This is a genomic window from Dactylosporangium sucinum, from assembly GCF_014647515.1.
Taxonomy (GTDB): Bacteria; Actinomycetota; Actinomycetes; order Mycobacteriales; family Micromonosporaceae; genus Dactylosporangium; species Dactylosporangium sucinum.
The window spans coordinates 63,971-79,077 of sequence record NZ_BMPI01000013.1; the positions used below are offsets into that span (position 1 = coordinate 63,971).

General features: G+C 67.3%; 7 protein-coding genes. 1 reads left to right on the forward strand and 6 read right to left on the reverse strand.

What is annotated here, in order from left to right:
• Nucleotides 1-166: 166 nt before the first annotated feature.
• Nucleotides 167-3,529: a DEAD/DEAH box helicase gene (locus IEZ31_RS15510; protein ID WP_190250549.1), complete on the forward strand. Its 3,363-nt coding sequence runs from the start codon at nucleotides 167-169 to the stop codon at nucleotides 3,527-3,529.
• On the opposite strand, the gene IEZ31_RS15515 is transcribed toward IEZ31_RS15510, so the two are convergent.
• From IEZ31_RS15515 to drmC, 6 genes are all read right to left on the reverse strand, one after another.
• A complete protein-coding gene (locus IEZ31_RS15515) occupies nucleotides 3,495-5,174 on the reverse strand; it encodes an Hsp70 family protein (protein WP_190250550.1) in 1,680 nt (559 codons plus the stop codon). The two genes, IEZ31_RS15510 and IEZ31_RS15515, sit on opposite strands and share 35 nt — an antisense overlap.
• Before the next feature lie 9 nt (nucleotides 5,175-5,183).
• Complete coding sequence (locus tag IEZ31_RS15520; RefSeq protein ID WP_190250551.1) at nucleotides 5,184-7,163, reverse strand: hypothetical protein; 1,980 nt, start codon at nucleotides 7,161-7,163, stop codon at nucleotides 5,184-5,186.
• The gene (locus IEZ31_RS15525; protein WP_190250552.1) at nucleotides 7,150-9,303 is read right to left on the reverse strand and encodes a UvrD-helicase domain-containing protein; all 2,154 of its coding nucleotides are present in this window, start codon (nucleotides 9,301-9,303) and stop codon (nucleotides 7,150-7,152) included. The genes IEZ31_RS15520 and IEZ31_RS15525 overlap by 14 nt, the downstream gene beginning before the upstream one ends.
• A 4-nt stretch (nucleotides 9,304-9,307) precedes the next feature.
• Nucleotides 9,308-13,024 (reverse strand): AAA family ATPase, encoded by a 3,717-nt coding sequence (locus IEZ31_RS15530; protein WP_190250553.1) that lies wholly within the window; start codon nucleotides 13,022-13,024, stop codon nucleotides 9,308-9,310.
• Nucleotides 13,025-13,075: 51 nt separating this feature from the next.
• Nucleotides 13,076-14,605 carry a serine/threonine-protein kinase gene (locus tag IEZ31_RS15535; RefSeq protein ID WP_229835074.1) on the reverse strand — a complete coding sequence of 510 codons (1,530 nt, stop codon included), beginning with the start codon at nucleotides 14,603-14,605 and terminating at the stop codon, nucleotides 13,076-13,078.
• Nucleotides 14,606-14,646: 41 nt separating this feature from the next.
• A partial coding sequence (gene drmC, locus IEZ31_RS56610) for a DISARM system phospholipase D-like protein DrmC (protein WP_229835093.1) occupies nucleotides 14,647-15,107 on the reverse strand: 461 nt, incomplete at its 5' end.

The following is a 15,107-nucleotide window of genomic DNA, read 5'->3' on the forward strand; positions in this document are numbered from 1 at the left end:
AACGGCGGCCCCCGATGTCCACCACGTGCTTATGGGAGCGAGATGGGGAACAGCGACTCGTTGCCAAGCTTTGCGGGGCTGCGGCCGGAACAAGGTGGCCGATCGGCCGTACTGCTGTTGCTGATGCCGTAAATATGCTCGGCGGACCGCTGGGGAGGGGAACGACATGGCAGACGACGACCTCCGCTACGAACCATCACACCGCGACCTGGGCTGGTTGACTCCACTTCAACCGGCGTCGTGCCTGGTCATGGGCGACGTACCGGAGCACCAGCGCGACGCTGTCGTGCAAATCGCCCCCAGCGTGCGGGCCGCCGCCCCGTCCGGGATGGCCAGACGCCTGCTGCATCAGGGCACGTATGCGTTCGAGGTGGGAGGCGTATGGCACATCGTGCTCGTCGCCGTCGGCCTCGAACCGCGGTCGCCCGACGGTGGACGGTCACGGTACGTCGAGGACGGCCACCTCAGCTTCGCACGAATCTTCTATGAGGACACTTGGGACAACGCTGCACCGTTCGCCGGTAGGCCGGGCCTGAGCGCCGGCGCGGTGGTCCGCCCGAAAGGCACTGACTCGGTCGGTCGGATCAGGCGTGTGATCGCCGTGTCGGGCGGATACGAGTACGAGGTCGACATTCAGGGGGCGGTCAGCTCCTATAGCGAGGAAGCGCTGATCCCGGTTGCCGGCGACCCGCGTGATCCCGCGTTCTGGCTGCAGCAGCCGCCGGCGAACGCTGCCGATATCTCGCTAACCCTCACCTGGACGAAGCTGCACCATCCGTTGACCGACGTCCTGTACTCGTTCGCATCGAGTAAGACGGTCTTCCGGCCGTACCAGTTCAAGCCGGTGCTCAAGATGTTGACCGGGTCCTCCGGTCGGATCCTCATCGCCGACGAGGTCGGCCTCGGTAAGACGATCGAGGCGGGACTGATCTGGAGCGAGCTCGAGCAACGCTCTCGACTCGAGCGGGTGCTTGTGGTGGCCCCGGCGGCGTTGACGCTCAAGTGGAAGACCGAAATGGAGCGGAGGTTCGACCGGAGCCTGCCGGTGCTCAAACCGCGGGAGCTCGCGGAACTGCTCGACCGACTGCGAGACGGCGCTGAACCCGAGATCCGGGGAGTGATGTCCCTGGAGTCGTTGCGGACTGCCGACGTACTGGAGGTTCTGGAGGAGCTTCAGCCCCGGTTCGACCTGATCATCGTGGACGAGGCGCACTACCTGCGCAACCGGGAGAGCAAGACGCATGCACTCGGCCGGTTGCTCGCGTCGTTGGCCGACTACCTCGTGTTCCTGTCAGCCACACCACTGAACCTCGGCACAGACGACCTGTTCAACCTGATGCATCTCCTCGATGCGGACAACTTCGGCGACAAGGCCGTCTTCGACGCCCAACTCTGGCCCAACGAACTGCTGAACAGCGTGGCGAGATCATTGCTGCGGGACGGACGGCGCGCGCCACGAAAGCTCGTCGCGGAACTGGATCGCCTCGCCGGTCTGGAGTTCGGCGCATCGGTGACGGACCGGCCAGACTTCGCGATTCTTCGTGATCTGCTTGACGTGGAACGCCCGCTGCGGCCTGACGAGATTGCCCGAGCGCGCCGACTGCTGGCAGATCTGAACGTCCTTGGCGGTGTCCTGACCAGGACGCGGAAGGCTGAGGTTCCGGACGCGAAAGCGGCCCGGGAGGCGCGCAGCATTGACGTCGTGTGGACCGATGCCGAGCGGCGGTACTACGAGGCCGTGATGGCATGGTGTATGGCCCGGGCGCTCGAGTCCGGCAGTCCCCCGGGCTTCGTAATGCAGATGCCGCTGCGGCAGGCAGCCAGCTGCATTCCCGCGTCGCAGCGGCTCATCCAACGACGCGAGCCACACCTGTTCGCGGAGTCGTTCGACGACTTCGACGAGGAACCGGACGAGACACCGACCCAAATTCCAAACTCTGAAATCCTGCGCAGGCCGATACCGGTCGACAGTAAGTACGAAAAGCTACAGGAGGAACTGCTACGCATCCGGCAGGCTGGCCTGCGACAGATGATGATCTTCTCCTTCTTCCGTGGCACGCTCGCCTACCTGGCTGAGCGGCTCAAGCAACACTTCACCGTTGCGGTCATGGACGGTGGCGTACCGTTACCGCATCGCGAGCAGATCATGCGCGAGTTTCGTGAAGGCCGGTTCGAGATCCTGCTGCTGAGCGAAGTCGGCTCCGAGGGTCTGGACTTCGAGTTCTGCAACGTGCTGGTCAACTACGACCTTCCCTGGAACCCGATGCGAGTAGAGCAGCGCATCGGCCGCCTCGACCGGTTCGGGCAGCAGCACGAGAAGATCTTCATCTACAACATGCACGTGCCCGGCACCATCGAGACGGACATCTTCCAACGCCTCTACGACCGCATCGGCGTGTTCCAGAACTCGATCGGCGAGCTCGAACCAATCCTGCGGGACAAGATCGGCGATATCTCAAAACGTGTGCTCGACCCAAAGCTCGATGCCGCGGGACGGCAGCACGAAGTCGATCGAATCGTCGTGGCACTGGAACAGCGCCGGCATGACGCCGACGATCTGAAGAACTCGCGGGCGTACCTCTCCGGCCTCGACGATCTGCTCGTTGAAGGCATGACCGCAGACGGGCCGGGCAACGGGCGGTTCATCGGTCCGGCCGAGATCTGCAGGATGATCGACGAACTCCTCGTCCGCGTCGGGGGCCGCCGGGGAGATATGGATGCCAACGGGGTGTTCCGGATCGTCGGATCGCCTGCGCTGGCGACGAAGCTACGCCAGCACCGGTCGACGGACGACGGCAGCCGGCACAGCCGTTCCAAGCTTGCCGCGCTCATGCAGGACGGCACCCCGCTGGAGTGCACGTTCAAGCCCGAGGTGGCGAGCAGGTACAACGTCGAGCTGGTGTCGGCGCGGCACCCGCTCGTGCGGGTCGCGTTGGAGGTGCTGGACGCGGAGACGCTGTCGCTCCCACGATTCGGATCGGTCTGCCTGAGGGGTCTGCCGAGTGGCCGACGCTACCTCGTCAGTCTTGACCTTGCGGTCACCACTGGGCTGCGTCCACTGTGCGAGCTGTGGGCTACGGCGATTGATGTCGACACCCGCCGCGAGTCTGCCGGGGTCGGTGAGGCGCTATTGCAAGCTCTGGCCGAAGGCCACCTCGGCGATGGACCCTCATTCGCGCCCACCGACACGGAACACCTACTACGGCTTGCCAAGGACGAGCTCTCCGCACGCCGCCGAAAAACCGAGCGGCTTCGTGCTCAGGAGAACGCGGCCCTGGTGGAGGGCCGGATCCGGGCCCGGGAAAGTTCTCTGGACTTGCAGATCCGCAAGACCACCGAGCTCATCGGACAGCTGCAGGCACAACATCGCAGCCGGAGCATCATCCGGTTGAACGAGGGATGGCTACGGCGGCTCCGTGACAACCGGCGCGACGTGAGGGACAGGCTGATTGGTAGCAAGGAGTTGAGTTTGTCCCTCACCTCTGTCGCCGTCGTCATCGCGAGTGCGGCGGGGCCCAGTCCTTGCTGAGGTACCAGGCCGTCGGCGCGACCGTGCTCTCGCCTTCAACACTGCGCAGCACAAGCTGGGCATGGTCGCGGCCGCGGATGACGGGCCACCGTTCCACCCGCATCTGCAGGTCCCAGCCAGTCGCGTCACGGATATGCACTCGCCCGTCGCAGTAGAGCTTGAACGCCATCCTGCTCGAACCAAACTTGAGCGTGATTCCGTCCATGGTTCGGCGATCGTCCGTTCCGCGACCGTCGACGTAGGCGAGACTCAGATATTCGCCGGATGTGGACCTGACACGCAGGACGCCGGTGCCCTGCGAGGGTCCGGGGAACTCGCGGCCGTGCCGGGCGTAACCAAGGTCGAACATACCGTTCAGGACTTGCTGTGCGGTGTACAGCGGCGTGTATGCCTCATACAGCACCTCCTGGCGGCGCTCGCCACGCTCCTCCCACTCAACCACGAAGTCGAAGCCCGGGCGGTGCAGGTTCAGCCGTTCGTAACTGCCGGTGTCCGCGAGCCCCGCCACGATCGCCTCATCGGCGGCCACCCCGGCGTTGTCAAACACCTGCGCCCGGGGAAACGCTCGGCCGATTCGCCGCTCGACGTACGGAATGCGGCTCATGCCGCCCGCGAGCAGGATGTAGTCGATGTCCTGGGCCAGTTCGGCGGGGCTCGTCGCTCGTAGCTGTTCCGGGGACCGACCGCCGCGTTCGGTGAGCCGGGCCGCCCGAACCGCGGCCCAGATCATCGCAAGCGCGCGGTCCATCTGGGGTCTGAATGCCTCTTCCAACTGCTCCTTGTGGTAAGTGAGGACAGGCACCTCTCCCATCGGGCGACGCGGAAGGAGAATCTGCTGCTCAGCGACTTGAGTCAGGCGCTCTTTCGCCGTCTTGGCAGCTCGCAGCAGCACCGCGTCCACATACTCTTCTGGTGCGCGATCCCATACGTTGACCCCGCATTTTGCGTACATCCTGGTGAGCTGGTTTGCGACAGCACGGTCCAGTGCGTCACCCGCCTGGTCGACGCCGAGTGCGGACAGCACAGAGATCTCGGGCTGCTCGCCGCCCACGATGTCGAGCACCGCGATGTCCAGCGTGCCCCCGCCCATGTCGAAGACCAGCAGGCGCCCTTTCGGGCGTTCGCCGTACCGCATGAACCGGTGCGTTACCCATGCCACGCCGGCAGCGATCGGCTCGTCGATGAGCGTCGAACTGTCTACCGGGAGACCGGCCTTCGTGGCAAGCGAGAGCAGCCGGCTGCGCTGCTGACCGTCCCACATGGCCGGACAGCCCAGCCGCAGATCGTGGCCGTCGGTGATCGGTCGTCCGGCCGCCTCGGCCCGCCGGCCGATCTCGGCGAGGATCGCGATGATGACGTCGTCAGCGGCGACCCGCTGCGGCCCCGATGCACCGGCGACGACGACGGCATCGTCGTGCCGAGTGATCGCCCGCTTCACCGAGCGGATGACCTGGTCGCTCGGCAGCTCGTCGGCGTCCTCGCCGACCAGGAGATCCTCATCGTCGTATCCGGCGATGGAGGGGAACCACTGCGTACCCACGCCGAGCGGGACGAGGGTCGCCGGCAGCCGACCCTTGCGCTCGGCGACAAGCGATGTCGACGTCCCGAAGTCGACGCCGACGGCATGACTGTGGCGACCCGCCATCTAACCCTCCTATTGGCCTAAGACCTGGGCCTTGCTCATGAGCACTACGTCATCATGGGCTCGCCAGCGGTACCCCGGACGGATGATCGTCACTTGGGTGCCAGGCGCGGGGCGTCCGGCGATCGGCTTGTGGAGGGCCGGGTCGAACGGAGCGTCGGCGCCGGCCGCGCCGATCGGTTCGAGACCGTTGGCCGCCACCATGGCCCGGACCCGGTCGGCCAAAACGCCCGGGCCGGTGCGATCGGCCGCGAGCTCCTCGACCTCTGCCGCGAGGTCCGCCAGCGCACGAACGACGTCGATGCGGATCTGCCGCTCCTGGGCCGAGCGCAATCCGACAGCCTCGTCATGCTCACTCCGGAGCATCTCCTCGAGGCGGTCCGACCTGCTACGCAGCTCGGCGGCTTCCAGCGCCGCCGCTTCGGCACGCGCGACGGCGGTCTCGGCCGCCGTTCTCACCTCGTCGACCTCTCGGCGAAGCGCATCGGCACGCTCGATGTCCGACAGCGTGTCCAACCACCCGCCGACGATCGGATCGTTGCGGCCGATGCGCCGGAACATCCCAGCGACGGCATCGCCCGGCAACTGCCGTGCGAACTCAGCCGGAAGACCGAGGAGGCGGCTCAGCGCCCGGCGAGTGGTGGCACCGGCGAGCTCGGCGTTCACCAACGGCCGGATGACCCGCTCCCCCACTGCCCCCAGCCTGGTCACACCGCCCAGCCCGCCGTCAGCGCAGTCGACGACGTCTTTCAGCGACGCACCGCGCCACCAGATCGCGTCGGCGATACGGTCGGGCCACAGCCGGGCAGCCGCCGCGACCACCGCCACTCGCCCGCTGCCCGGACGCAGCGGCAGCGCGGACACCGCATCCGCGACAACATCCACGGGCACCATGCCGCCTTCTGCGGGTTTCGCCAGTGAGATCAGTTTGGCCAGCATGCGGGCTGCCGCTTCGAGGTCCATCGGCTCGACGCCGGCCGTCACCGCGCGGATGACTCGACCGAGCGGCCCGATGGCCGCTGTCGTCAACACCTCCGCAGCGGTCAGACGCCGTAGCAACCACACTGCGGCGGTACGCACCTCGGCGTCTGCATCCCCGGCCGCCGCTTCCAGCTCTTCGGCCGCCGCGTGCAGTAGCGCGTCGGCGACAAGCGTTGCGCCTTCAGACCCGAGACGGTCGAGCTCCGGTAGCTGACGCGGCACGGGAAAGAGCAGCGCCGCTGCTCTGGCACGCTGATCGTCGGGGAGGTCGCCGAACAGGTCGCCGAGTTCCCTGTCGGAGTATCGCCCGAGGACGACACCGATCCGTAGCGGAGCCTGCGCCGCTTGGCGCATCAGGTCGGCGGCCTCCGGCATTCCACCGTCGCCCTGCACCCGCGGGCCGGCCTCGCCTGACACAGCAGACACGGTCGGCTGCGGGTCCGCAGCTGCCACTGCCAGCGACGCCGGTTCCGGTTCTGGCTGTGCTTCCGGCTCTGGTTCAGATGCCGCTTCCAGCGTTGCCGATCGCTCTGGCTCTGCATCCGGCACAGCCACATGCTCCGGTTGCTCGACGCGTTCGACGGGTGACACCGGCGGCTCCCAGATGTACCGCTTCTTGCGGTCCATCCTGATATCGTCGCGTTTCGCGATTCTTCTGACGGCATCCTTCCAGGCAGCATTCGCCACCACGAGATCAATTCCGTATGTACGGAGGAGTTCCTGGTGTCCGCGCGAATCCCGCTCCAGGCCGTCCTCGATCGATCGAATGATGGCACCGGCAGGGTCAGAACGGATCTTCGCACCGACAGCGGCGGAATCGAGTAGCCACTCATACCGCAAGGAGCCGCGGGCTGCGAGCTTATGTTGGTTGTCAAGGACGACGTCCTCCTCGGAGCCGTCGTCCTCCCAACGCACGCGCAGCGGGCTCCGGCCGCCGGCCAGTACCACTCCGATCCGCGCCCGTTCCTGGCCGGGTTGCGGCAGGCGGATCACCACGTCAGCTCGTTCCACGGCTGCGACTGTAGACGTCGAGGAACGGGCTGGCAGCGCCAGTCCAGGACACGTGCAGCGCCTCGCGCGCCCGAGTGCAGGCCACGAACAGCAGGCAGCGCTCTCTGAGCATGTCGCTGTCGTGTTGGATCTTGTCGACGTCCGGCGGTGTGATCTCCTTCGCGAACGGAACCGCTGACGCGGTCACACCGGCCACCGCGACACACCGGAACTCCAACCCTTTCATGGCATGCATGGTCGCCAGTCGCACGCCGTCCACGTCACCGGCCGGGCCGTCCTTCAGCCGGACGGCAGGGACGTCCACGGCCGCCAGTGCGTCGTCGATCTTGTCCAGCAAGATGTTGAACCTGCTGCACACCGCAATGTCGCTGGGCTGCACACCCTGGCCGATCCACTCCTGCACCTGCCTGACGACGGCGTTCACCTCGGCCTGCTCGGTCGGGTAGCCGGCCGCGTGCGGGCGCTTGCCGTGCAGCAGCGACCGGTACCCGGTCAGGCTGTCGCTCCCGTCCCCGCCGAGGTCCTCGATCGACGATCCGTCCAGCATGCCGGTCGACCAGGCCAGGATCTCGGCCGTGCTGCGGTAGTTGATCCGCAGGCGGCTGGTACGCCCGGCAATCTGGATGCCGAGCGCGCCCATGGAGACCCGTGAGTCGTAGATCCGCTGATGTGGATCGCCGGTGATGAACATGTCGTCGGGTCCGACGGGTATCGCTGCTCGAAGTACCCGCCACTGGGCGGGGTGCAGGTCTTGTGCCTCGTCGACCACGAGATGATCGAAACCGTGGACGCTGAGGTCCGCGTCGCGGAGGAGATCGGCGGCTCGCATGCACACCTGCAGGTGTGTGGCGCGGCCGCTCTTGCGTAACTCCCCGGCGAACGCCTCGATCGCCTGCCACACGCGGTCGCGCTGCTGAGGTCCGAGCGCTGAGCCACGGCCCCGCCGGCTGGCTGTCTGATACTCGTTCCGACTGGCGACCCGGTGGGCGAGAACGACGTGACGGTACTCCTGTGCCAGGAACTGTTCCGTCCATGGCAGGTCCAGCCGCCGCTGGACTCGTCGCCACACCTGCCGCTCGTCAATGTCGCTGATCGGCGTGGGCACCCGTCCGCCCAGGTTCCGCACGACGCGGTGGGCGAACGCGTTGACAGTGGTGACCTCGACGCGCGACATCTGATCGTCGTCGTCGAGAAGCAGGGCGAGGTGTTCGCGCAACGTCCGAGCCAGCGCGTTGGTGTAGGTGGTCAGCAGTACCCGACTGGTCGATGAGCGGGACAGCACGTGCTTGACCCGGTGCAGAGCGACGACCGTCTTGCCCGTCCCGGGGCCGCCGGTCACCTGCGCCGGCCCGTTGTATGAAGGCCGGTAGGCGACCCGCCGCTGTGACGGGTGCAGGAACACCCGCCAGGCGGCGAACGGTTTGTCCAGCATGTCCCGCAGTTCGTCGGCGTCGGTGACGAGCGTGATGCGGCTCGCGGTGTTGACGATTGCCGTGGCCAGCGTGTCGTCGGCGCCGGTGTCGGCCGGCCGGCGTTCGGCGACGACGTCGCGGTACACCTCCTCGGGTGTGAATCCCTCGGCGAGGTACTGCAACACCTCGAACTGGTCCTCGGGCAGCAGGGAACCAAAGGCGTCGAGCTGTGGCTTGTCCATGATGGTCCGCACCGCGCGGAGCACCTGATCGTCGATGCCGAGATCACGCAGCACGGTGTCGGAGTGTCTGGCAAACAGCAGCGATGGCGCCTCGGCGGCCGCCTGCTCCAGGGCGGGAGTGAGCTGCTCAATCGCGACCACGTTCCGCACCTCGAGGGCACGCGTGGCGGTGTTGATGGTGAACAGCTGCCGGGTCGCCCACGTGTAGGCGTCGTCGTGTGGCACCACCTTGACCAGGAGGAACATGTCGCTGCCGTCGTCCGGCGCGAGGACCACACCGCGCCAGAAGTCGTTGACGCGGATCGTTCGCATCCGTGCGTCGCGGGCGTTGTTCACCGATTCCAGATGCAGGCCCTTGTCGGCGTACAGCTCGGCGATGGTGAGCTGCTGGAACTTCTCCATCGCTCGGCGCACGCCGGCCTTGACCTGCTTCTCCAGGACGTCGTAGCTCTCCCAGAAGCTCTTGGCGAAGGCTAGCTGTGGCACGTGATCACAGCCCCAGCGCCTTGACGGCGAGTTCGCGCCAGCCGGGGTAGTCCACACCGTGCCGGTCGTCGGTGACGATCAGAGTGCCGCCCTCCTCGAACGGCAACACGCCGTTGTCGGCGTACCAGGCCTTCTTGAGCTTCCACTTCTCGGCGTACCGGGGGTCGTTCAACATGCCGAGGTGCTCCCACAGCAACGTCTCGCCCAGATCGGTCTCGATGGTGAAGTCAGGTTTGACGGTCCTGCCGTCCGTGCCGGTGAACGGCGTCTCGTACTCGTACACGGCGTTCAGTTGGTGTAGCAGATTGGCGATGAGCAATTCGCTCTTGCTCCGGACGAGTTGACCCCGCTCGGTGCGGTGTACCAGCCCACGATCGAGTACCTTGCCTGTGACGTCGACCGGATCCGAGGCGATGAATAGGTTGGTGAGCCTGCCGGCGGTGTCCGAGTACTCCGCAGAGCCCAGCTTGGCGATCTCGTCGAGGTCGTCCTCGTGCAGCAAGATCACCTTGCCGCGCTGCCGGGTCAGGGCGGTGTAGAGCAGTTCGCGGCTGAGCCCCGCCCCGTCCTTCGGCAGGACGACGACGGTACGGTCGAACTCGCTGCCCTGCGCCTTGTGGATGGTGATGGCCCAGGCAAGTTCCACTACCGCGGCGCGGTCGTCGTCTGCCCAGTCCGGATAGGTGTACTTCGTGCCCTCGCGGCGGGTGAACACAATTTCGGTCTTGTTCGGCGCCCAGGTGACCTTCGGCGATCGCGTCTGACCGACGACCACGCCGAGCTCGCCGTTGGCAACGAACGGGTCCGCGGTCTTGGGGTACATCTGCCATTGTTTGAACCGGTAGTTCCGGATGTTGATCACCTTATCGCCCACGACAATCCGCTCGGGACCGATGGGCTTGGCGTTGTAGCGCCTGGGTCCGATCGCCTGCTCCAGCGCCTGGCTGCGGAACCGGTCCTTGAGCGCCCGGTTGAGCTCGACCGTGCCCCAGGCACGGCTGCGCACAGGTGACAGAACCTGCCAGGCGTCGACCTGGTCACCGGCGTCGTTCGGGAAGTACAGGTTGCCCTTCCCCGACAGCTTGCCGCCATAACTGCGACCGAACGCGGCCGTCAGCTCCTCGTCCGACGCATTGACCAGCTCCGGCACCTCCTCACGGAGAACCTGGAGGAGGGTCGGCATGAGGTCTTCCCGGCCGTACCGGACGGCCCGCAGCGTATCCATGGACTTCCCAGTGCGGAGTCGCTCCCAGACGAGATCGGTGTCCGGTGCGAGCGCCCCGTCGGCGAACCAGCTCGCCAGCAGCAGGTCGTCACGCTCCTGCCCGGCCTGCCGGCGAGGGATGGTCAGCTCGGCGTATCCGGGTGCGCAGCGCGGCACTCGGGTAGCGATGTCGTCGGGGGCGATCCTCCGCACGATGTCGACGAACGGGCGGCCGGCGCCGATCGGGGGCAACTGCCGGGGATCTCCGACGAGGACCAGCCGCTCTACGCCCACGATGGCGTCGAGCATCGCGGCAAGCTGTTCTTCAGTGAGCATGGACGCCTCGTCGATCACAACGGTCTTGTACTGGTTGACTCGCGTCTGCGCGTCACCGGTCACCAGGTACCGCTCGGTCGACGGGTCATACCGCTTCGTCGCGACGAGGAACTGCGCGACGGTGACCGCCTCGGCCTCGACCCGCTGCGTGAGCTGCACGCGTGCCTTGCCGGTGGGCGCGACCAGCAGGACGCCGCCGGCGTGCACCGAGGGGGTGTGCCGCAGGACCTTCAACAGGGTCGTCTTGCCGGTGCCGGCCGAGCCGACCAGGACGCTGATCCTCGATGCGTACAGGGTCTCGAGCGCGGCGACCTTTTCCTGGCGGGCCAGCTGTTCGGCCAGCCGCTCGTCCTCCGAGGCATCTGCCGGCAGCGGCTGATTCTTGAGCGCTTCGTTGAGCATTGTTGCGAATTCAGGCGTTCCGGTGATCGGCTTAGCCTTCAGGCGCCGCTCGACGGCGCCCTTGATCATGCGTCCGACCGTAGCCAGCTCGGCCATCTGTAGCCCCGGTGCGCCGTTGCCGAGTGTGACGCCGACGAGCGGCCCGTCGCCGGTGAGGGTGTCGGCGGAGAGCCGGTGCGCGTCGAGCAGGTCGGCGCTCACCGCACACGGCTGGCTCAGCTCGCGGTCGCGAATGGCCGTGACCAGATCGGCCTGGGGTCGCACGGTGTGTCCGGCGGCGGTGGCGCGGTACAGCTCGTCGATGAGGAGCCCACGCACGCGCCGGGCGTCGAGCGCATCGCTCATCGCGCTCGGCTGTGGCACGGGATGCGCTGCGGCGACCTTCTCGTCGGGGAAGCAGCCCCGGTCGATGACGGCGAAGGCCACCGCGTCTGGTCGGACCCGGTCGACCTCGAACAGGCGGTACGGGTTGGCGATGATGTCGATGTCGGTGAGTGCCGGGTCACGCTCCTCGGCCACGAAGAAGCGCTCGGCCTGCTCGGCGGTGATCGCGAACCGGCTGAGCAGCTGCAGCAACTGCCGCCGTTCGGGCCGCAGGGCACCCCACGTGGTCCGCAGACTCGGGCTCAGGTGCTCCTGTGCGGTAAGGCTCAGCGAGGACGGATCGGCCATGGCACGGTCGATCACCGGCCACGGGTCGGCACCCTCACCGGCCGCCGCACCGACGACGTGGGCGAATGTCACCGCCCGCGGAACACCGAACGCTGCGAGCACGCTGCCCAGGCCCGGGCACGGTCCGCGCAGCTTCCACAACCGGTTGAGTTGTCCCTCCAGCCACTCGAAGCCAAGCGTTCCCGCATCGGCGCCCAGGATCCGCTGCGCCTGGCGGCCGGCAGCGGCCAGAGCCAGCAGCGCGTCGATCGCCAGGTCATGGCTGACGTGTTCGGTCACGTACGAAAACGCCGTCCAGCCCGACTCCGGTGCAAACGCCAGTGCGTCACCGACGTCGCGGCCGGCATCCTTGGCCGCCAGCAGCTTCTGATAGGGCAGGAGGAAGCCGTTCGTCTGGTCGGGACGCAGCGAGTGTTCGACCGTCGTCTCCCACATCTCGGCGGGGAACTGCTCGCCGCCGCTGCTGCGGTAGGCGCCGGTGGGGGTGACATCGGTGACGGTGGCCGCGCCCACGAGCAGCCTGCGCGGGTCGTCGCTGAGCGGGCTGTGCTTGACGTAGAAGAACACCAGACTCTGCGCCGGGCGTACCGTCGCGAAGAAGGTCTCCAACAAGGCGCGCTGGTTGTCGCCGTGCATCATCCACGCAGAGTCGGACCACTTGGTGATGGCGTCGACCTGCTCCTCCAGTTCCAGATGGACGCCGAGCTGGCGCTCCTGGGCGAGTTCCTTGACATCACCGCGGGACATCCACCGGAACGGAACGGCCTGCGCCGAGTACGGCGGCAGCGGTTGCGGGGTCGACTGGAACATCGCAAACGCCTTGGACTTGTCCGCGAACGGATGGGTCCGTTCGTAGTGGATCGGGTAAGGCGACATGAAGGTGGCCCGCTCCGCCACGCACGGCGGCGCCTCGGCCAGGGGCAGCTCGCGAATCTCCCGGCCGGCATGGCGTTGTTCCCGATCATCACGGCGGTTTTGGCCGATGTTCTTCAGCAGAACGCATGTGCCGTTGCCGCCGGGGTCTTGGCACACTGTCCCATTCCAGCCACCGTCGTGCCAGGGCACGCGGATGGAGATGTGCTCGATCGGGCGGCGCGGCTCATCCATGAGGAACTCCTACGCGGTTCGATATGCGGGGTGGCGGGAAGATCACGGTGGTCAGCGCCCACTTGGCCGGCGGAGCCCGGCGAGCAGGTCGGCGGTTCCGGCGATCGCCGGATGGTCGGGGCTGTGGATCCGCCGGAGATCCTCCAGCAGGCTGGTCAGGGTCTGCTCAGCGGCCCGACGCTGGCCGGCGCCGAGCTGCAGCAGGCCGATCTGCCGGCGCAGGTCCAGCACCCGGGAGTCGTCGTCGCCGAATACGGCACGTTCATCCTCAAGCAGTTCCTGCAGCTGTCGCAGCGCCTGGGTGGTGTGGCCGAGCAACGCCTGGCACGTGGCTTCGCGGAGCCGACAGGTCAGCACCGGCGCCGCGTCGGGACCGTGTCGCGTGGTCAGATCGTCGACGAGTTGCCGGTATGCCGGCGCCGCCCGGTGGTAGTCGCCACTCTCGAAGAGAGCGTCGGCATACTCCTGCCGCAGCCGCAGCGTGTCGTCACCGGCGTCGCCGGCCTGCTCCACGGCACCCGCGAGCAGGTCGGCGGCCTGGTTGTACCGGGACTGCCCGATGAGCCGGTCGGCCTCGGCCCGCACCTCGGCGAGGTCGCCGCCGGTCGGCGCCGTAACGCGGTCGGCGACGGGCGGCACCGGGGCGGACGGTGATGTGGTGGCGAAGACGCGGCTCAGGACCGCCGCGTACATTCGGGCCGGGCTCGGCGCCGACGGCGGGTTGAGGACGCCCGGCAACGGCCGCAGGTCGGCGGCGAACGGCAGCAGCCGGGCATAGACGTCGTCCGCACTCGCCGGCCGGTCCTCGGGCTTCTTCTGCAGCAACGCCAGGACGAGCTCGTCGATCTCGACCGGTACCTCGGGGCGGAGCGTTCGCACCGCCTCCGGGCGTTCGGCGACCTGCTTGTTCATCAGTGTGTATGACGTGGAGCCGGCAAACACCGGCTGGCCGCAGAGCATCTCGTGCAGCGTGCAGCCGAGCGCGTACAGGTCGCTCGACGGTCCGCTCAGCCCGGCGAGGATCTGTTCGGGCGCCATGTACGCGGGTGTGCCGATCACCTGGCCGGTGTTGGTGATTTTCGAGAAGTCCGTGAGGTCGATCGCCATCGCCAGGCCGAAGTCGAGTACCTTGACGCTGCCGTCGGGTTCCAGCATGAGGTTGCCCGGCTTCAGGTCGCGATGTACGAGCGACGCACCGTGGGCGACGGACAGCACGGCACAGGTCTGCGCGGCGATCGCCGCGGCCCATCCGACCGGGAGCTGGCCCTGCTCGGCGATCAGGTCGGACACGCTGATGCCATTGATGCGCTGCATCACCAGGTATGGCCGTCCATCGTGGACTCCGGCGTCGTAGACGGCGGGAACTCCAGGGTGCTCCAGCCGTGCGGCGATGCGGGACTCTCGGACGAACCGGCGGGTAAGCTGCTCGTCCGGCGTGCCCTCCGGGAACCGGACGAACTTGAGCGCGACCGGACGGTCGAGTCGTATGTCGTGCCCGAACCACACCTCGCCCATGCCGCCCTTGGCGACCGGCAGCGCTTCAAGCTCGTAGCGGCCGTTGATAACGGTACGCGGGGACACAGGCTCTCCAAGAACGGAAGTGGGTCTCTACGGTGTCGAGGTCAGCCGCCGTACGACAGCCGGGCCAGGACTCCTTGTGCACGCAACTCGGCGATGTGTTCGGCGGCCCGCACCGGTGCCACGCCGCCACGGACCAGCAGACCCGCCTCGATGTTCTTGCCAATGCCGGCCTGCGTGAGGTTTGCGCTGGACACCAGTAGCACCCGTCGATCGGCGACGGCGATCTTCGCGTGCATCTTCGCGCCGTGCTCGGCACGCTGATCGGTCGGCCAGTGCCACAGCTGGACCCCGGTCACCGAGGCGAACGCGGCGGCCGGCTCTGCCCCGGCGAGCGCGCTGCCGGCCCCCTGCAGAGTCTCGACCACGACGGTAACGGCGACGCCCCGCCCGACCGCCGCGGACAAGGCGTCCAGCAGCGGTTGGTATGGCTTTGCCGAGTACGTCATGAGCAGCAGCTCGTGGACTGCCTCACCGACCAACTCGACCAGGACCTGGGCGGTGG

Bases quoted from the DNA above. Each gene is read 5' to 3' on its own strand.
- IEZ31_RS15510 (WP_190250549.1), top strand. From the start codon at position 167: ATGGCAGACGACGACCTCCGCTACGAACCATCACACCGCGACCTGGGC.
- IEZ31_RS15515 (WP_190250550.1), bottom strand. From the start codon at position 5,174: ATGGCGGGTCGCCACAGTCATGCCGTCGGCGTCGACTTCGGGACGTCG.
- IEZ31_RS15530 (WP_190250553.1), bottom strand. From the start codon at position 13,024: ATGGATGAGCCGCGCCGCCCGATCGAGCACATCTCCATCCGCGTGCCC.